15 protein-coding genes, 3 tRNA genes, 1 rRNA gene, 1 other RNA gene and 1 other annotated feature are annotated in these 18,343 nt (G+C 47.5%); of the genes, 5 read left to right on the top strand and 15 right to left on the bottom strand.

Annotation, left to right across the window (positions count from 1 at the left end):
• Positions 1–364: 364 nt before the first annotated feature.
• The 6 genes from IRJ25_RS14990 to tadA form a co-directional block, all read right to left on the bottom strand.
• Positions 365–589 carry a YaaL family protein gene (locus IRJ25_RS14990; RefSeq protein WP_214785167.1) on the bottom strand — a complete coding sequence of 75 codons (225 nt, stop codon included), beginning with the start codon at positions 587–589 and terminating at the stop codon, positions 365–367.
• A complete protein-coding gene (recR, locus tag IRJ25_RS14985) occupies positions 586–1,185 on the bottom strand; it encodes a recombination mediator RecR (RefSeq protein ID WP_012727753.1) in 600 nt (199 codons plus the stop codon). The genes IRJ25_RS14990 and recR overlap by 4 nt, the downstream gene beginning before the upstream one ends.
• Before the next feature lie 22 nt (positions 1,186–1,207).
• Positions 1,208–1,525 (bottom strand): YbaB/EbfC family nucleoid-associated protein, encoded by a 318-nt coding sequence (locus IRJ25_RS14980; protein ID WP_012727754.1) that lies wholly within the window; start codon positions 1,523–1,525, stop codon positions 1,208–1,210.
• 14 nt (positions 1,526–1,539) lie between these two features.
• Positions 1,540–3,216, bottom strand: coding sequence for a DNA polymerase III subunit gamma/tau (gene dnaX / locus IRJ25_RS14975; protein WP_031424060.1), 1,677 nt, complete (start codon positions 3,214–3,216; stop codon positions 1,540–1,542).
• A gap of 94 nt (positions 3,217–3,310) precedes the next feature.
• An RNA gene (gene ffs / locus IRJ25_RS14970) (signal recognition particle sRNA large type) lies at positions 3,311–3,578 on the bottom strand.
• A 53-nt stretch (positions 3,579–3,631) separates the two neighbouring features.
• Positions 3,632–4,132: a tRNA adenosine(34) deaminase TadA gene (tadA, locus tag IRJ25_RS14965; protein WP_159563183.1), complete on the bottom strand. Its 501-nt coding sequence runs from the start codon at positions 4,130–4,132 to the stop codon at positions 3,632–3,634.
• A gap of 121 nt (positions 4,133–4,253) precedes the next feature.
• Between tadA and IRJ25_RS14960 the strand changes: the two genes are divergently transcribed.
• Positions 4,254–4,889 (top strand): deoxynucleoside kinase, encoded by a 636-nt coding sequence (locus IRJ25_RS14960; RefSeq protein ID WP_012727757.1) that lies wholly within the window; start codon positions 4,254–4,256, stop codon positions 4,887–4,889.
• Positions 4,886–5,557: a deoxynucleoside kinase gene (locus IRJ25_RS14955; protein WP_074035276.1), complete on the top strand. Its 672-nt coding sequence runs from the start codon at positions 4,886–4,888 to the stop codon at positions 5,555–5,557. The genes IRJ25_RS14960 and IRJ25_RS14955 overlap by 4 nt, the downstream gene beginning before the upstream one ends.
• A gap of 120 nt (positions 5,558–5,677) precedes the next feature.
• Here the strand turns inward: IRJ25_RS14955 and IRJ25_RS14950 are convergent.
• The 7 genes from IRJ25_RS14950 to pdxS form a co-directional block, all read right to left on the bottom strand.
• Positions 5,678–5,767 (bottom strand) — tRNA-Ser (locus IRJ25_RS14950).
• Positions 5,768–5,796: 29 nt separating this feature from the next.
• Positions 5,797–5,887: transfer RNA gene (locus tag IRJ25_RS14945), tRNA-Ser, on the bottom strand.
• Positions 5,888–5,924: 37 nt separating this feature from the next.
• A tRNA-Ser gene (locus tag IRJ25_RS14940) sits at positions 5,925–6,015 on the bottom strand.
• 138 nt (positions 6,016–6,153) lie between these two features.
• A complete protein-coding gene (serS, locus tag IRJ25_RS14935; protein ID WP_012727759.1) occupies positions 6,154–7,437 on the bottom strand; it encodes a serine--tRNA ligase in 1,284 nt (427 codons plus the stop codon).
• 51 nt (positions 7,438–7,488) lie between these two features.
• Positions 7,489–7,697: a binding site (T-box leader), on the bottom strand.
• Positions 7,698–7,715: 18 nt separating this feature from the next.
• On the bottom strand, positions 7,716–8,963 hold the full coding sequence (locus IRJ25_RS14930) for a D-alanyl-D-alanine carboxypeptidase family protein (protein ID WP_269318581.1): 1,248 nt from the start codon (positions 8,961–8,963) through the stop codon (positions 7,716–7,718).
• A gap of 85 nt (positions 8,964–9,048) precedes the next feature.
• The gene (pdxT, locus tag IRJ25_RS14925) at positions 9,049–9,627 is read right to left on the bottom strand and encodes a pyridoxal 5'-phosphate synthase glutaminase subunit PdxT (protein WP_074035275.1); all 579 of its coding nucleotides are present in this window, start codon (positions 9,625–9,627) and stop codon (positions 9,049–9,051) included.
• Position 9,628: 1 nt separating this feature from the next.
• Entirely contained in the window at positions 9,629–10,519 is an 891-nt protein-coding gene (gene pdxS, locus IRJ25_RS14920) for a pyridoxal 5'-phosphate synthase lyase subunit PdxS (RefSeq protein WP_269318580.1), read from the bottom strand.
• Between the two features lie 288 nt (positions 10,520–10,807).
• Here pdxS and pdxR point away from each other — a divergent pair, with 288 nt between their 5' ends.
• The 3 genes from pdxR (at position 10,808) to IRJ25_RS14905 (ending at position 16,391) form a co-directional block, all read left to right on the top strand.
• Positions 10,808–12,211: a MocR-like pyridoxine biosynthesis transcription factor PdxR gene (pdxR, locus tag IRJ25_RS14915; RefSeq protein WP_159563186.1), complete on the top strand. Its 1,404-nt coding sequence runs from the start codon at positions 10,808–10,810 to the stop codon at positions 12,209–12,211.
• Positions 12,208–12,828 (top strand): class A sortase, encoded by a 621-nt coding sequence (locus IRJ25_RS14910; RefSeq protein WP_269318579.1) that lies wholly within the window; start codon positions 12,208–12,210, stop codon positions 12,826–12,828. The genes pdxR and IRJ25_RS14910 overlap by 4 nt, the downstream gene beginning before the upstream one ends.
• A 140-nt stretch (positions 12,829–12,968) precedes the next feature.
• The gene (locus IRJ25_RS14905; RefSeq protein WP_264093418.1) at positions 12,969–16,391 is read left to right on the top strand and encodes an alpha-amylase family glycosyl hydrolase; all 3,423 of its coding nucleotides are present in this window, start codon (positions 12,969–12,971) and stop codon (positions 16,389–16,391) included.
• Between the two features lie 40 nt (positions 16,392–16,431).
• On the opposite strand, the gene guaB is transcribed toward IRJ25_RS14905, so the two are convergent.
• Both guaB and rrf read right to left on the bottom strand, forming a co-directional pair.
• Positions 16,432–17,895 (bottom strand): IMP dehydrogenase, encoded by a 1,464-nt coding sequence (gene guaB, locus IRJ25_RS14900; protein WP_074035270.1) that lies wholly within the window; start codon positions 17,893–17,895, stop codon positions 16,432–16,434.
• Positions 17,896–18,143: 248 nt separating this feature from the next.
• Positions 18,144–18,260, bottom strand: a 5S ribosomal RNA gene (gene rrf, locus IRJ25_RS14895).
• Positions 18,261–18,343: the final 83 nt, after the last annotated feature.

Raw genomic sequence — 18,343 nt, 5'->3', positions numbered from 1 at the left:
GGATCAAACTCTCCAAAGAATTTGATATAGCTCTTAAATTGACGAAGCTTGCGCTTCATTCAAAAATTGTAAAACTTTTTTTGCCTCATCGTTCAGTTTTCAAAGTTCGTCTGCCGCTCTTGGCGACTTAAATATCTTACCAAGTGGAGAACAAAAGGTCAACCACTTTTTAAAAATATTTTTTGTTTTCTTCGTCGCTTATCTCGGCGACGTCTATTAATATATCAGTAAAATAATAACCACGCAACCCTTTTTGTTAAAAAGATTAGAGAAATATATAAAAACTTCATTTGTTCAACCAAAACGATTTTTTTCTTTCATTATATAGGACTAAAAATAAAGAAGGCGCGCCATCGGCGTCGCCTTAAGAACGAAGAGACGATAACGAAACATTTCGCTTCTTTGCTTCTTTCAAATAGAAGAAGTAGAGAGCTTCCGCTTGCTTCACTTGAGCAGCTAGCTCTCCCGTGTCCTCTATGCTGACTTCAAGAATCCGACGTTTCGATTCAAACTTAACCTTAGCTTCTAGCAACTCAGTCAGTAGTCGTTGATCATAATCATCTCTTAACGACTTACGAAACCATTTCATAGCTCTCTTCTACCTTCCATCGCCCGAGATAATGTCACTTCATCCGCATACTCCAAATCTCCACCGACTGGTAAACCATGGGCAAGACGCGTCACGCGAATTCCCGTCGGTTTGAGTAGTCTCGATAAATACATCGAAGTCGCTTCCCCTTCAATGTTCGGGTTGGTCGCTAAAATCACTTCTTGAATCGACTCGTTCTCTTGTAAACGTGTCAGCAAACTTGAAACATTAATATCCTCTGGACCAATCCCTTCCATTGGACTAATGGCTCCATGAAGAACATGATACTTCCCTCTGTATTCCCGCATCTTCTCCATAGCAATCACGTCTCTTGAGTCTTGAACCACACAAACCACCGTTTCATCCCGATGTGAGTCTTTGCAGATTGCACACGGATCAATATCTGTGATGTGGCCACACACGGTACAATACTTTATGTCACGCTTCGCACTCACGAGAGATTTCGCGAACGTCAACACATCGTCTTCTTCCATATCTAATACATGGAATGCTAAACGTACCGCAGTTTTCGGTCCAATCCCAGGTAACTTCGTAAAACTCTCAATCAATCGTCCAATGGCTTCAGGGTATTGCAACTCGCATCGATCCTTTCTTCACTTAAAAGCCTGGGAGGTTCATCCCTTGTGTGAAACGTCCCATCTTATCATTCACAAGCTGATCCGCTTGTTTCATTGCATCATTGATTGCTGCTAAGACGAGATCTTGTAACATATCCACATCGTCCGGATCGACAACGTCTTCAGCAATAATGACGTCTAAAACTTCTTTATGACCGCTGACGACAACTTTCACCATGCCGCCTCCCGCTGTTCCTTCAACCGATAACTCTTTTAATTCCTCTTGAGCTTTCGCCATATCTTTTTGCATCTTTTGCATCTGTTTCATCATGTTGTTCATGTTTCCCATTCCACGCATTCAGAGCGCCTCCCTTATGTTTCTTCGATTTCAACGACATCGCCAAAACGTTCCATCGCCTGCGCAACTAGCGGATCCTCGGTTTCCGGCTCTTCGACTTGTTCCGTTCGTTCTGCTTGTTTTTGAAGGATGAACTCATTTTTTAGTTCATTCCAATCCGTCTCAAGCACCGCCATGATTTCGCGACGAATCCCCGTCACTTCGAATAACGCCTGTTCAATCACATCGCGCGTACGACCATTTGAACTCACTTGTTCATAGTGCCATGTCATTCCATCTTTAAATTGTACCAGTAAGGTGTCACTTGCACAAAGGACAGCTTCACTTTCATAGAAGAGAGCGAAAATCGGACCATCTTGTATCCGAATATTCGTCATGATATCTCCCCAGCTGTCGCGAATCGCATTCAAATGCTGCCGTTCGGCCCGTTGCAAGAGTTGGCGAATCCGTTCTTTAGGCACCCGGATTTGTGTCCGTTTCGGAGCAGGCTTCGGCTTTTCTGCTTCTCCACCTGTCACGACAACACCATTCTTCTTCACTTCATTTAATTCACGGCTCAGTTCACGCACTTGATCTTGTAGTTGTGTCATTTGCTCACTAATTGTACGGCCTTGTTCCGCGATCCGGATGAATGTTAACTCCACCAACACTTTCGGATGGTTAGATAACCTCATCTGCTGTTGGCAATCATTGAGCTCTTCAATCACTTGGAACAATTCATCCGTTGAAGTCGCTTCGACGAACTGACGAAACTCGTCAGTCGGACGAGCACGTTCCAATAAGTCAGCTGCTTGTGGAGATGCTTTCAAGAGTAACGCATCCCGATGAACGAACACTAAATCTTCGATGAAACGTTTCAAGTCCTTCCCTTCACGTAACATCAATTCAAGCGTACTCAAAATGGCATTTAACTCTTTTCGCTGGAGACCATACGCCATGTCGAGCAACGTTTCATCCGTCACGGCACCCGTGACTTCTAACACCGCTTCTTCCGTCAACCGCCCATCACTGAATGCGAGCGCCTGATCAAGTAAGCTAAGGGCATCTCGCATCCCGCCATCGGCAGCACGTGCGATGAGTTTCAACGCTTCCGGATCGTAGTCATGGTCTTGGTCGTTCAAAATATAGGCCATCCGCGTTTGCAATTGACTCACTTCATGTCGTTTGACATCGAATCGCTGACAGCGGGAAATGATCGTGGCCGGAATTTTATGTGGTTCTGTTGTAGCCAAGATGAATATCGCATGTGCCGGTGGTTCCTCAAGCGTCTTTAACAACGCGTTGAATGCACCGGTCGATAACATATGCACTTCATCAATGATGTATACTTTGTAACGCCCTTGGGACGGCGGATATTTGACTTTGTCTCGAATCTCCCGAATTTCGTCAACTCCGTTGTTCGATGCGGCATCAATTTCAAACACGTCGGGACTTGTCCCTTCCGTGATGGCGATACACGTCGGACAGGTGTTACATGGTTCACGTGTCGGCGCACTTTCACAGTTGATTGCCTTGGCGATGATTTTCGCCAAACTCGTCTTCCCCGTTCCACGTGGGCCGGAAAATAGGTACGCATGTGACATCCGCTCCTCTAACAGAGCATTTTGAATCGTACGTGTGATATGGACTTGACCGACGACCTCTTGAAACGATTGAGGTCTATATACACGATATAACGCTTGATACGCCATGAGTTCGCCTCCTTCCCTACTGTTCTTCTCTATCTCATCATACAAAAAAATCTACAGCCCGGGGGCCATAGATTGAAGTTATAAAATAAATCTGCCGCGCACCGATTTCTGAAAGCACGTCAACATGCGTTACTCATGCAGTTTGCTCAGCCCAAGCACCCCTGCGGCACACGGTACGTCACCACTTAAGGCTGCTTCCTTCCGGACCTGACCTGGTTCATGGGTGACCGTTGCGCAGGACTCAGACGTCAACGCCACTTACATAAGGCAGACCACACCAGCGCACTCCCTCGAATCGGGATTCAGTCTCGCTACAGCGGATTGCGAGTGACAGGGCACCGCTACCTCCCCACCTAGCACGGCAAATGGGTAAATGAAATTAGGCACTATCTCGAGTGCTATTACATTATACTGTTTAATCGGTTGGGTTGCAACCTCTCTGATTGAGTCGGTCTTGTTTCTTCCTTTCCCGAAGCGCTCGGAAGAAATCTGTCAGGAGCTGTCCACATTCTTCTGCTAAAACATTTTCTGTCACTTCAGCTTGGTGATTGAATCGCTCATCCTGCACCAAGTTCATCAATGTCCCGCAACATCCACCTTTCGGGTCGTGGGCACCGAAAATGACACGTTTCACGCGAGACAACACGATTGCGCCCGCACACATCGGACACGGTTCAAGGGTAACGTATAGTTCGCAGTCTTCTAATCGCCAATTCCCTAACATTTCATTAGCCGTTTCAATCGCAATCATTTCGGCGTGTGCTGCCGCCAGACGATCTGTCTCACGACGATTGTGCCCAGTTGCAATCACCTGGTCTCCCTTTACGATTACACAACCAATCGGCACCTCGCCAATGGCTTCTGCTTTCTTCGCTTCTTCGATGGCCAACTGCATAAATCGCTCATCACGTTCCATCGATTCACCTCATTTCTTATTTAAAACTATGAAAAAAAATGAAAATCAAATCCCTCGCCATATCGCTCGTATTGTGTGCTAGAATGGAACTTGCACTTTGGATAATGGAGGATGACATCATATGTTTATAACGGTAGAAGGACCGATTGGTGTCGGGAAAACATCACTGGCCCATATCATCAGTCAGCATTTCTCGATGCAGATGCTGAATGAAATTGTAGAAGAGAACCCATTTCTCGGCAAGTTTTATGAAGATATCGAAGAATGGAGTTTCCAAACGGAAATGTTCTTCTTGTGCAATCGATTCAAGCAGTTGGATGATATTCACAAACACCACTTGAGTCAGCAACAATCCGTCGTTTCGGACTATCATATTTTCAAAAACTTGATTTTTGCTCACCGTTCGCTGAAACCGGCACATTTGAACAAGTACGAGCAGATTTATAAGATTTTGACACATGATATGCCGAAACCTGATGTCGTCATTTACTTACATGCCAGCATTGAGACATTAATGAAACGAGTCGCCTTGCGTGGACGTGAAGTGGAAGAAAATATGTCTCGTGATTACCTCGAACAACTTGCTCACGACTATGAGACGTTTGTTGAATCGTATCGCGCGGCCCATCCAGAAGTGAAGATTCTCTCGTTCAGTGGGGATGAACTCGACTTTGTACACAATCCGGACGACTTGACTCATGTCCTAAAAACGATTGAGCGTGAATTAGAATTAACTAAAGGAGCCCAAATAAAATGAAGCTGATTGATAAATATAACATCCCGAACGATACAATCATTACAATCGGGGGAATGGTCGGGATCGGGAAATCAACGATCACCAATTCGTTAGCCGATGCATTGAATTTCCGAACGTCTCTCGAAAAAGTAGATACCAACCCTTACCTCGATAAATTCTATCATGATTTCGAACGTTGGAGCTTCCATCTTCAAATTTACTTCTTGGCAGAACGTTTTAAAGAACAGAAGAAAATCTTCCAATACGGTGGCGGCTTCATCCAAGATCGTTCAATCTATGAAGATACAGGCATCTTCGCCAAGATGCACTATGAAAAAGGGACGATGTCACCAACAGACTACGAAACGTATTCTAGTTTGTTCGAGGCAATGGTGTTGACACCGTTCTTCCCGCACCCGGATCTATTAATCTATCTTGAAGGTTCGTTCGAACAAGTACTCGAACGCATTCAGATGCGCGGTCGCGAGATGGAACAGCAAACACCAATCGCTTATTGGGAAGAGATGTACACCCGCTACACAGAATGGATCAACAACTTCAACCTGTGCCCGGTATTGCGTCTCTCGATCGAAGAGTATGACCTCATCAACGACCCAGATTCAGTCGAACTCATTCTTGAGAAAATTGAAAAGCAACTCACGATTGCACGCGAAGCAAAAGTGAGATAATCAATAGAAGGATTGCGCCAACGAAAGCGTAATCCTTCTTTTTGTGCATAAAAAAATCCACAGCGCTTATGTCTGTGGATACAAAAAATGCATCTGCCTCTGCAGATGCCCGATTGAAAGCGGAGTTGGTGGGATTCGAACCCACGCGAGCCTTGCGACTCCTAACGGATTTCGAGTCCGTCCCCTTCAGCCGGACTTGGGTACAACTCCAGGCCTAAAAAAGTGTAAAAAAAAGAAAGTGGAGGAGGTGGTGGGATTCGAACCCACGCAGGCTATTACACCCCTGACGGTTTTCAAGACCGTTCCCTTAAACCACTTGGGTACACCTCCAAAAGATATAAAGTTGTGTGAGCCTCCAAAAAAGAAATGGAGGAGGTGGTGGGATTCGAACCCACGCAGGCTGTTACACCCCTGACGGTTTTCAAGACCGTTCCCTTAAACCACTTGGGTACACCTCCAAAGCTCATATGCAATTCGTGAGCAACAGTGTCGCTCGACATGATTTATAGTACCAACTGAAGAGACAGATGTCAAACCCTTTTGTGAAAAAACATTAAAAAAATTGAGCAGCCTCAAAATCGAGGCTGCTCAAGCGTTTAGTTCGGCATTTCAATCTTTTCTTTTCCACCCATGTAAGGACGAAGAACTTCTGGAATCACGACCGATCCATCCGCTTGTTGATAATTTTCAAGAATCGCTGCGACCGTTCGTCCGACCGCCAAACCTGAACCGTTCAACGTATGCACAAACTCAGGTTTCGCATTGGCGTCACGACGGAAACGAATTCCCGCACGACGCGCTTGGAAATCTTCAAAGTTTGAGCAAGACGAGATTTCACGATAGACCCCTTGTGCCGGCATCCATACTTCAATATCGTATTTTTTCGCGGCAGTGAATCCGAGATCTGCCGTACACATGCTGAGCACTTGATAAGGAAGGCCTAGACGTTTTAAGACTTCTTCAGCATGACCTGTCAACAGTTCCAATTGCTCATAAGACTCTTCCGGTTTTACGAAGCGGACGAGCTCGACTTTATTGAATTGGTGCTGACGGATCAACCCACGCGTGTCACGTCCCGCTGACCCAGCTTCAGAACGGAAGTTTGCACTATATGCAGTATACGCGATTGGAAGTTGTGTTTCCGGAAGAATTTCTTCACGGTGCATGTTCGTGACCGGTACTTCAGCAGTCGGAACGAGGAAGTAGTTCGTATCCGCTACTTTAAATGCATCCTCTTCAAATTTAGGAAGCTGACCCGTTCCTGTCATCGAATCTCGATTGACCATGTAAGGAGGTAACACTTCAGCGTACCCATGCTCATCTGAATGAAGGTCCATCATAAAGTTGATGAGGGCACGTTCTAAGCGAGCGCCTAATCCTTTATAGAAGACGAAGCGGCTACCTGTTACTTTTCCAGCGCGCTCGACATCGACGATTTGAAGGTCTTCCATCACGTCCCAATGTTGCTTAGGCTCGAAATCAAACTCAGGCTTTGTCCCGATTTCGCGAATCGTCACGTTGTCGTCTTCCGTTTCGCCGATTGGTGTTGATTCGTGCGGGATATTTGGGATGCTGAGTAAAATCAAGTTGAGTTCTGCTTCAACTTCGCGTAACTCTTCGTCCAACAGTTTGATTTCATCGCCGAGGCGACGTGTCTCTAAAATCGGACCTTCGGCATCTTCTTTGTTCCGCTTCAATTCAGCGATTTGTTTTGTCGCTTCGTTGCGCTTCGCTTTCTTCACTTCGACTTCGTTGATCAAGTCACGACGTTTCTCCTCTAGTTGTGGGAAGCGGTCAAGTGCACTCAAGTCTTCCCCCCGGTGAGCTAACTTTTCTTTAATCCCTTCAAAATCCTGTCGCAAACGTTTAATGTCTAACATTGCTATTCCTCCTTTTTCATATAAAAAAGGTGGCACGTCCCTTTCCCGTAGGAAAGGGACGAACCACCTTGGATCCGCGTTGCCACCCTCGTTGCCCAAATGTTTGAGCCACTCGATGCACGTAACGTGTGCGAACGTGACTTGTTTCCAAGTCAATGCTCCGAGGCCGATTCGGTCACGTCATCTCACTAGTTTGCACCAACCACTAGCTCTCTGTCAGTAGACGTACGTAACGTACTTATTCTCATCATCGCATCTGTCATTGAATTAATCTTACTTTACAACATCTCAACTTGTTCGACAAGACTGATTTTTCCAAGTGCGAGGCGGATTTGATCGAGGAAATCCAAAAAAGCTCGCGTTATTCTCGTCAAGAACGAGGCGGTATCGACCGACTCCGCTGTAACAAGTGCCATCTTAGGAGGAGCCTCTCCCTCTAAATAGCGTACGTTCTCCGAAGAATCGATGGTGACCATGCCTGCCTGTGTGTCAGCCTTAATCGGAGCCTCTAAATCAAGCAGATCATATTCGGGCTCCGGTACGGGTTTTCCTTTTTCGACTAATACTTCAAAGTCGTTCGTCGTTCGGACCGCGACTTGCTCTTCCTCGCCTTGAGAGACCGTTGCCATCTTGGAGATTGTCTCCCCCATCCGCAAGATTGGGGTCATCACGAAATCCGCATAAGCATAACCATGTAGCGCTTTCGTTGCTGCATAACGTCCCTCGTCCGATGTTGCACCGAGGACGACCGACAAAACGGTACGCCCATCCCGTGTGGATACGCCGATGAAACAATATCCCGCCTCATTCGTCGTGCCTGTCTTGAAGCCGAGCATTCCCGGATAAGCGAGGTCACGATTAGCGAGCATGCGATTCGTCGCATCAAATCGAACACCGTCGACGTCCACGTATGCCCGCTTCGTCACGTCGAGCACTTCCGGATACGTCGTCAAATACACGATCGCGAGCTTCATCAAGTCCTTAGCAGACGTCAAGTTGTCTCCCGGTAGGCCAGCGGATTCAGAATCGAGTCCTGAGGCGTTCGCGAACGTCGTTTGCGTCATCCCTAATTCATCAGCCCGGCGATTCATCTCTTTGACGAATGCCTCTTCCGAACCGGATACGGCCTCCCCGAGCGTTACGGCCGCTTCATTCGCTGAACGAATCAACGCGGCATCGTATAATTCTTTGACGGTATATGGTTTATTTAACAGCGGGATTCGTGCCAACCCCGGCTTTCTCGTCAACGCCAAAGCAGCATCGCTCGGTGTGATTTCTTGTGTCCAACTGAGTTTCCCTGCCTGAATCGCCTCACGCGTCAAAAATGCAGTCATCAGCTTCGTGATTGAAGCCGGCTGAAGCATCGAATCTTCTTGTTTGGCAAATAGAACTTGTCCTGTCGTCACGTCTACAAGCATCGCGCTTGCTGCATCCACTTTCGGAGCGGCCGCAGAGGCAGCCGATGGCAACATGGTCTGTATGACGAATACGACAGTGAGCAATATGATGAAATAACGGGCCTTCACATCGTTTCCCCTTTCTGTACGCTTCTTTGTTCAGTGTAACAAAAAATAAGTTTGAAGGACCCCCTTTTTGCGAGGTCCCTCAAACTTATACATGTTGACTCTGATTCGCTTTGACCATCTCGATAAAATAGCGATGTAACGAGAGGTCATCCGTCAATTCGGGATGGAACGAGCAAGCCAGATACTGATTGTAACGGACCGCCACAATCGCTTCCTCCACTTCAGCGAGCACATCTACTTCCGGTTCGACACGTGCCACTTGTGGGGCACGAATAAAGACCGCTTCGACTGGCTCATCGATTCCTTTCACTGGAAGGTCGACTTCAAAACTGTCGACCTGACGTCCGAACGCATTGCGTTTCACTGTCATCGGGATTTTCTTCAAGTGGGCGTCATACCCTTCGACTTCGTTCGCGAGAAGAATCATGCCGGCACATGTGCCGAACATTGGTAACGTTTCCGTCTCTCGAAGTGGTTCAAGTAATCCATAACGATCGAGTAGTCGACGCATTGCCGTGCTCTCTCCACCTGGTAACACGAGTCCGTCAATTGACTCCAAGTCTTCTACCGAGCGAACGACAACGGTTCGAGCACCGAGCGCTTCCAGCATGCGAACATGCTCACGAATCGCACCTTGCATTCCTAATACGCCAATCGTTACCATCTTACCAGCCTCGTGGTGCCATGAGTTCTTCTTCTTTGAGTGTGCGGACGTCGAGTCCTTTCATCGCCTCACCCAATCCTTTTGACAAGTGTGCGATTCGCTCATAGTCATCGTGATACGTTGTTGCTTCTACAATGGCACGTGCAAATTTTTCTGGGTTCTCCGCTTTGAAAATACCAGATCCGACAAAGACTCCATCTGCCCCGAGGTGCATCATCAAGGCAGCATCCGCTGGTGTCGCGATTCCACCTGCTGCGAAGTTTACGACCGGCAGACGGCCCGCTTCACGGATTTGCATCAATACTTCAAACGGTGCACCGAGGTCGCGCGCCTCTGTCATGACCTCATCTACGCTCATCGACAAGAGACGTTTCACTTGAGCTTGGACTGTACGCATATGACGAACCGCTTCGACGATGTTCCCTGTTCCCGGCTCCCCTTTTGTACGAATCATCGCTGCCCCTTCACCGATACGGCGGGCTGCTTCACCGAGGTCACGTGCTCCACATACGAACGGCGCCGTATAGTCGCGCTTGTACAAGTGGAACTCTTCGTCGGCTGGTGTCAACACTTCACTCTCGTCAATGAAGTCGACCCCCATCGACTCGAGGACACGTGCTTCAGCGATATGCCCGATCCGGCATTTTGCCATAACCGGCACAGATACTGCCCCCATGACGTCTTCGATGATTGTCGGGTCAGCCATACGGGCAACGCCACCCATTTTACGGATATCTGATGGTACACGTTCGAGCGCCATGACAGCCACAGCACCGGCAGCTTCAGCGATTTTCGCCTGTTCAGCGTTGATGACGTCCATGATGACGCCGCCTTTTTGCATTTCAGCCATCCCACATTTTACTTTATCTGTCCCTACTTGTCTCTTTTCCATTGAAATCCCTCCATTGATTCGTGTTCTACTTGCTAGTATAAGTTGAATTGACTATATTAAAAGTGCCAGTTTCTCATTATTTAAAGTGGTCAGTTTTAAATAAAGGACTCTATTTCATCTATCACGAACCTGTTGAAGTATAAAGGAGGAGTACGTATGTTAAACCGCGATTCGTTTGATGGGGGTCATCGTGCCTCATTCGGGACACCCGGGATTGTCTCTTTCATCATTATTCTTGGGTTTATGCTCTACTTCTTTTTTGGTTCGTAAAGAAAGGAACGTCACACCATGGATATGCTTACCTTATCGCTTGATCAAGAATCGTCCATCCCGCTTTACGAGCAATTGTATAAACACATTCGGGATGCCATCCTCGACGATACGTTAAAGACAGGAACCAAATTACCTTCAAAGCGTAAGCTCTCTCAATTTTTAGATGTCTCGCAGACCACGGTCGAGTTCGCGTATGCCCAGTTACTCGCCGAAGGATACATCGAGTCCATTCCTCGAAAAGGATTTTATGTGTTACCTCAAGAGGAACTGTACGTCCGGCGCTCGAGTAGTACCATCACACCAGCCCCTCAGCGAAAGACATATGATTATGATGTTTCCCCGAGTCAAATCGACACGACTGCCTTCCCGTTTGAACGATGGAAGCGACACATCAAACATGTCGTCGATGACGTGAATCATGAATTACTTGCGTTAGGTTCTGTTCAAGGAGATCTAGAATTACGCCAAGAAATCGCCACATATCTTTATCACTCCCGTGGCGTACAGTGCTCACCAGAACAGATCATCGTCGGGTCCGGTACGGAACAGCTGTTGCCACAACTCTTGAATCTATTACCGGACTCGTCTATCTTCGGGATCGAAGACCCTGGTTATCCGCTCACGCGATTGTTGTTCGAACAACAAGGACGCACGTCGATTCCTATTCCCGTAGACGATAGTGGTGTTTGTGTGAATGAGCTCGAGCGTCATGCAATCGATGCACTATATGTCACACCTGCTCATCAATTTCCGACAGGGACCGTCCTGTCTGTCAGTCGAAGGCAACGTTTGTTAAATTGGGCACTCGTCCATCAGACGTATATCATCGAAGACGATTACGACAGCGAGTTTCGCTATAGCGGCAAGCCGATTCCGTCACTGCAGAGCATGGACCCGAACGAACGGGTTATCTATATCAGTACGTTTTCAAAATCTCTCATGCCATCCTTACGCATCGGCTATATGGTCTTACCGACACCCTTGTTAAACCGTTACCGGGAACGACACCAGTATTTCACCTGTAGCGTTCCCCGGTTCGAACAACAGACGTTGGCCTTATTCATGTCGAGCGGTGACTTTGAGAAGCATTTGAACCGGATGCGAAAAATATACCGTCGTAAGTTAGAAAGTGTCCTCTCCGCCTTCCGACCATTCGAACCGACCGTCACCGTGACCGGAGCAAGTGCCGGATTGCACGTCGTGTTGACCATCGCGACCGAGCGAACAGAGCAAGAATTGAAGCGGTCCGCCGAATCCGCCGGAATCGCCATTAAATCCATGAACGACTATCGTATCGTGCATCCGGACTCCCACAAGCAATTTCTGTTCGGGTTTGCGCATTTGTCTGAGTCGACTTTACCTGACGTGATCGTTCAGTTGATGCTTGCGTGGGAAGTTTCAAAAGGAGGGAAGTCATGAATCGACGTATCCGGTGGCTCATCGGACTTTTACTCATTGGGAGCGGCATCTTCTTTTTGACGAGTCCAATTTGGGAAAATGCCATTGTTAGTTCGACGAGTGAATACGTGGTGGAACAGATGGAATTTCAAGAAGAGAGCGAATTTGATCCAAGTTATAATTTTAAAGCCGTCAGTCCGCTCTCTGTATCGGACGTCCTACAAGCGCGCAATCGGTTTCATAATTTGCCGACAATCGGCGTGATTTCAATTCCCGATGTCTCACTGAAACTTCCCATCATGAAAGGCTTGGACAATGAAAGTCTCGCGGTAGGCACCGGAACGATGCATCCTGAACAAGAGATGGGCAAAGGGAACTACGCGCTCGCCGGCCACTACCTACAACGAGCAACTGCCCTATTCGGACCGCTCCATGAAATCGAGGTCGGTGCCACGATCTACCTTCAAGATGAAACGCAAACGTACGAGTATGTAGTCACTTCGCTTGAAACCGTCTCTCCTGAACGCGTCGATGTATTAGATGTCACCTCAACCCCAACCATCACGTTAATCACGTGTACGTTCGATACGACAGAGCGCCTGATTGTAAAAGGGAAGCTTGTCGCCTCATCCTCTTGACCGCTTCTCCTTTCAGAATAGGAGAGGCGGTTTATTATTTTTTCAAAAACATATTGTTAGCGCTTTCAAGTTCCGATAAACTATTCTTGAAAACGTTTGCATAAAAGTGTGCAAATCCATTTGACAGGAAGAGGTGCCTCATGAAAAAAACAACCGCTCGTCAGGCTTCAACGCTGATCCTTTCCGGAGCATTACTCATTCAAGCCGGTGTCCCGATGAACGCATTGGCCGAACCGACCATGATGACGATGGATGGATTGAAAACAGACTGGAGCTCGATCCCAGCCCTTGCGACTTCCCCGGCTACGGGTTGGCAAGGATTTGATGTCGGTGATTTATACATACAAAACGATGCTCAACATCTTTATTTTTATGTAGATGCGAACAATGTCCCGAATTGGGGCGACAACGGACAATACATTAACATCGCCCTTCAAATTAACGATGAAGATTCTGGCGTCTCTGAAAATCCACTCGGATACCCATTCGACTTTACAGGCGTCGACAAGGCACCTCAATATCATGTTCTCGTTCGTGTCGATGGCGATCAAAAAGTCAAAGAGGCCGCCCTTTATAAGGCCGGACAGGATACCCCACTCTTACAATTGAACCAATTGAACGGTGCGGCTTTCGCAGTGGACCGGACGAAAGGATTCGAAGGAAAGATTCCATTATCCTTACTCGGGCTAAACAATGGAGACCAAGTTCGTGCCTTGACTGTATTGAGCGGCAATAATGCAGGAGAGCATGGTGCGTTCGATACGATTCCAAGTAACGCGGCCAACCAACTGGCGAACAGCTGGAACGTCGCTGCTACTCCGTCGACGCAATCCGTATATAGTGCCCCGTTCACGTTAAATGGGGTGGAGACGATTGATCAGCTTGAGGTCGTTTCGGTGACCCCGGCTTCATCCTCGATCGACGTGGATGTGTCTACCCCAATCACATGGACGTTCAACGAACCTGTCCGTCTCGATACTGAAGCAGTCACGCTTCAACAAGGAGAGACAAAAATCCCGGTCGACGTGACAACGAACGGTTCGACCGTGACACTTCAGCCGAAAGAGGCACTCGCACTCGACACGTCATATACGGCGACCATCCCAGCGGATGCGGTGACAGGGACGATTTCCAACACGTCACTCCCTGCCTTGACGACTTCGTTCAAAACGGCAACCAAGCTCGCCGATCCATGGGAAACGACTCGTTATATCGAGATGAAGTATGTCCGCGCGGATGGAGATTATACGGATTGGAACTTGTGGACGTGGAGCACCGGTAAAAAAGACGGCCAAGTTGACCCGTATCGCATCACGGAGGACGGAGCCATCTTCCGAATCCCCGTTGGCCAAGACGCCACCAAAGTCGGATTTGTGATCCGAAAAGGAACGGATTGGGCTGTGAAGGACGCATACGGAGAAGACAGATACGTCACGCTCGGAGAAGACCGTGTCACGAAGGTCCTCGTCGAAAGCGGCAAAGGTGTGTTCCATCAAGTTCCGACAGTCAACGGACCAGTGTACGGTACAGACGGGATCAGTTTCTTCTACCGCGATGTAGCACTCTATGAATCCGGAAAAATGAATGAAATCGAACAGGTCGCACTCAAAATCAATGATGAAACTTATCCGATGACGTATGAGCCTGAAAACGAATGGTTCCGCCACACAGTGCGTTTGCCTGAAGGCGTTCATGATTACACGTACCTCGTCACAAAAGACGGGGTGACGACTGAAGTGAAGGATCCGTACTTTGAGGCTTCTCAAATCGAGTATCGCCAACCGACCGTCAAACTCACTTCTTCAGTCAGTCCAAAAGCGATTAGCTCCAGAGAAAATGCCGTCCTACGGGTAAAACCAACCTTACCGAAGGGAGTGACGCTTCGTGAACTCTATATCGATGCACGACCTCTCGGAGGACCCGCTAAGTTGCACATCGACCGTGCATTGAATGCTCAAACCATTGCGGTGAAAGATACGATCAAACCAGGAAACAAGACGCTCTCTGTCACAGCCGTCGACCAGTATGGAAATGTCCATCGCTCGAAGACCACCATCCGTGTCGTTCCGAAATCGATGAAAGAGAAACAAGCATTTGATTGGGATGAGGCACGAATCTACTTCATGCTAACCGACCGCTTCTATAACGGGGACGTGTCCAATGATAATCCGAACCGTGAGTACTATGATAAAGACCATCTGGAATCGTACCATGGTGGAGACTTTGCGGGTGTCACAAAAAAACTCGATTATTTAGATGACTTAGGCATCAATACAATCTGGATTACACCGATTGTGGATAACATCGATTGGGATTTGCGTTATGGGAAAGATGGGTCTCAATATGGCTATCACGGATATTGGGCGAAAAACTTTGAAAAACTTGATGAACACCTTGGAGATATGGCCGCATTCCATAAATTGATTGACGAGGCGCATAAGCGTGGCATCAAAATTATGGTCGATGTCGTCTTGAACCATCCAGGCTACGGCATGGAACCAGGTGCAAGTTCAGCCGTCACGAATTTCCCGACGGATGCAGAACGACAAGTATTCGATGGCATGATTCGCGAGAATCCGGTCGATGGGGACGACCTCAGAATGTCCTTATCTGGTCTTCCTGATTTCAAGACCGAGGAAGCGGCCGTGCGGGAGCAATTGGTCAAATGGCAGACGGATTGGATCAAACGTTCGAAAACGAAAAAAGGAAATACGATCGACTATTTCCGTGTCGATACGGTCAAACATGTAGATTCAACGACGTGGAAATCATTCAAAAATGAGCTGACAACAATCAAGCCAGATTTCAAACTCATCGGCGAACACTATGGAGCCAGCATCAACAATACAGGCGGTTATCTGCGGAGTGGACAAATGGATTCCTTGCTCGACTTCGATTTTAAATACCAGGCCGAGCGATTCGTAAACGGCAACATTGAAGATGTAGAAAAATCGCTCCAATATCGGAATAACCAATTATCGAATGAAGCAACGCTTGGACAATTCTTAAGTAGCCACGACGAAGATGGATTCCTCGTCTCGCGCGCAGATGGAGACACAGGTAAGCAAATGGTCGCTGCCGCCCTTCAGATTACGGCCAAAGGTCAACCGGTCATCTATTACGGAGAAGAAGTCGGGCAATCTGGGAAACATGCAGGGGATATGGATAAAGGTGAGTTCAATGAGAACCGCTATGACTTTGACTGGTCACGTGTCAAAGGAGAAGGGAAAGCGATGCATACGCATTACCAAAAACTATTGAATATCCGTGCAGACTATTCTCACGTATTCAGTAAAGGAACACGATCATCCGTCTCTGTGAATGCCAATTCTGGTTACTCGATTTTTGAGCGGGCCTACGGCAAACAGTCCGTTCTCGTCGGATTGAACACGAAAGAGAAAGCACAAACCGTTTCATTTAAGACGTCGTATAAGGCGAAGACTATTTTGATTGACCGCTATAGCGGCAAATCATACACTGTTCAAAAAGACGGGAAGGTGACCGTCTCACTTCCTGCTCAAGATCAGGGAGGTACCGTCATTTTAGTCGAGAAACGCAAATAAAGAACCGCCATCCTGAGTGAACAGGATGGCGGCTTTTTCATTAACGTGAATAGTTTGGTGCTTCTTTTGTAATGTTGACATCGTGTGGGTGGCTCTCTTGGAGTCCAGCACCTGTCATACGAATGAACTGTGTATCTTCACGAAGGGCACGAATGTCGGCAGCGCCGCAATACCCCATACCTGAACGAAGACCACCGATCAATTGATAGACCGTGTCAGCCAGTTCACCGCGATACGCGACGCGACCTTCGATACCTTCAGGAACGAATTTTTTGTCTGCTTCTTGGAAGTAACGATCTTGGCTTCCGCGTTTCATCGATGCTTCTGATCCCATACCACGGTATGTCTTGAATTGACGACCTTGATAGATTTCCATTTCACCTGGGCTCTCTTTCACACCCGCAAGCAAGCTTCCGAGCATGACTGCATTGGCTCCAGCGGCGATGGCTTTGACGATATCACCAGAGTACTTAATTCCACCGTCAGCGATGACTGAGACACCGTGCTCTTTCGCTTCCATCACGCAATCATAGACTGCTGTGATTTGCGGAACACCGACACCTGCGACGACACGTGTCGTACAGATCGAGCCTGGTCCAATCCCAACTTTAATGACGGATGCTCCTGCTTCAATCAATGCACGCGTCGCTTCTGCTGTTGCCACGTTCCCTGCGATGATTGGAAGGGATGGGAACATATCACGTAACTCACGAACCTTTTCAAGTACGCCAGCTGAGTGACCGTGTGCCGTATCGATAACCAATGCATCCACACCTGCTTCAACCAACACTTGAGCACGTGAAGCCGCGTCTTTCGTCACACCGACTGCAGCTGCGACAAGAAGACGACCTTGCTTATCTTTTGCTGCGTTCGGGAACTGTTCGACCTTTTCGATATCTTTCGTCGTAATGAGACCTTTTAATACACCGTTCTCATCGACAAGTGGAAGTTTCTCGATGCGATGTTGATGAAGGATACGCTCGGCTTCTTCAAGCGATGTACCCACTTTTGCTGTGATGAGGTTCTCTGTCGTCATGACATCTTTGATTACCGTCGAATAGTCTTTGATGAAGCGAAGATCACGATTCGTTAAAATACCAATCAATTGACGTTCATCTTCTGAGTTGACGATTGGGACGCCCGAAATACGATACTTACTCATCAAGTATTCTGCATCGTACACTTGACGGTCTGGAGTTAAATAGAACGGGTTTGTGATGACACCATTTTCTGAGCGCTTTACGCGATCGACGTGCTCAGCCTGCATTTCCATCGACATATTCTTGTGAATGACACCTAAACCACCTTGACGGGCCATAGCAATCGCCATTGGGGCTTCAGTAACGGTATCCATACCGGCACTGATGATCGGAATATTTAATTCGAGTCCTTCACAGAGCTTCGTGCTTAAATCAACGTCACGTGGTAAAACATTTGAAAACCGTGGTACGAGTAATACATCATCAAATGTTAAACCTTCTTTTGCAAACTTATTTTCCCACATAAAAATTGATGGCCCCTTTCTCGTTCTACCTACATCTTTGTTTCGAAATATTTCTGTAATGGTAACAGGTATAACGTAAAAGTGCAATTCAATTCCCGATGTTCAGAAAGTTCAGAATTGTGTTCATTAACTTAAATAACATTAAAATTGTTCGGAATTTCATCGTGTGAACGAGCAGAATATGAAGTTCGATTTCATTATGAACGTAAAAAAACGACCGAGCGTATGCTCGGTCGTCCTGCGTTGTTGCCTGGCAACGTCCTATCCTCACAGGGGGAGATCCCCCAACTACTTTCGGCGCTGAGACGCTTAACTTCCGTGTTCGGCATGGGAACGGGTGTGGCCGTCTCGCTATCGCCACCAGACTCTACAGGGCTTGTTCCCTGAAAACTGAGGATTCATCAACACAAACCATTAGACTAGATCAAAGCCTCGACCGATTAGTATC

The sequence above is a fragment of the Exiguobacterium sp. KJ 601 genome (genome assembly GCF_027161185.1).
GTDB lineage: Bacteria > Bacillota > Bacilli > Exiguobacteriales > Exiguobacteriaceae > Exiguobacterium > Exiguobacterium profundum.
Note: the sequence above shows the minus strand (reverse complement) of the source record. Positions and strands in the feature narration are given on the sequence as shown.

Coding starts and splice junctions, on each gene's coding strand:
- serS (WP_012727759.1), bottom strand. CDS start 7,437: ATGTTAGACATTAAACGTTTGCGACAGGATTTTGAAGGGATTAAAGAA.
- pdxT (WP_074035275.1), bottom strand. CDS start 9,627: ATGGTAACGATTGGCGTATTAGGAATGCAAGGTGCGATTCGTGAGCAT.
- IRJ25_RS14905 (WP_264093418.1), top strand. CDS start 12,969: ATGAAAAAAACAACCGCTCGTCAGGCTTCAACGCTGATCCTTTCCGGA.
- tadA (WP_159563183.1), bottom strand. CDS start 4,132: ATGGAACGTGATGAGCGATTTATGCAGTTGGCCATCGAAGAAGCGAAG.
- pdxS (WP_269318580.1), bottom strand. CDS start 10,519: ATGGAAAAGAGACAAGTAGGGACAGATAAAGTAAAATGTGGGATGGCT.
- dnaX (WP_031424060.1), bottom strand. CDS start 3,216: ATGGCGTATCAAGCGTTATATCGTGTATATAGACCTCAATCGTTTCAA.
- IRJ25_RS14980 (WP_012727754.1), bottom strand. CDS start 1,525: ATGCGTGGAATGGGAAACATGAACAACATGATGAAACAGATGCAAAAG.
- IRJ25_RS14990 (WP_214785167.1), bottom strand. CDS start 589: ATGAAATGGTTTCGTAAGTCGTTAAGAGATGATTATGATCAACGACTA.
- IRJ25_RS14960 (WP_012727757.1), top strand. CDS start 4,254: ATGTTTATAACGGTAGAAGGACCGATTGGTGTCGGGAAAACATCACTG.
- IRJ25_RS14910 (WP_269318579.1), top strand. CDS start 12,208: ATGAATCGACGTATCCGGTGGCTCATCGGACTTTTACTCATTGGGAGC.
- IRJ25_RS14955 (WP_074035276.1), top strand. CDS start 4,886: ATGAAGCTGATTGATAAATATAACATCCCGAACGATACAATCATTACA.
- guaB (WP_074035270.1), bottom strand. CDS start 17,895: ATGTGGGAAAATAAGTTTGCAAAAGAAGGTTTAACATTTGATGATGTA.
- pdxR (WP_159563186.1), top strand. CDS start 10,808: ATGGATATGCTTACCTTATCGCTTGATCAAGAATCGTCCATCCCGCTT.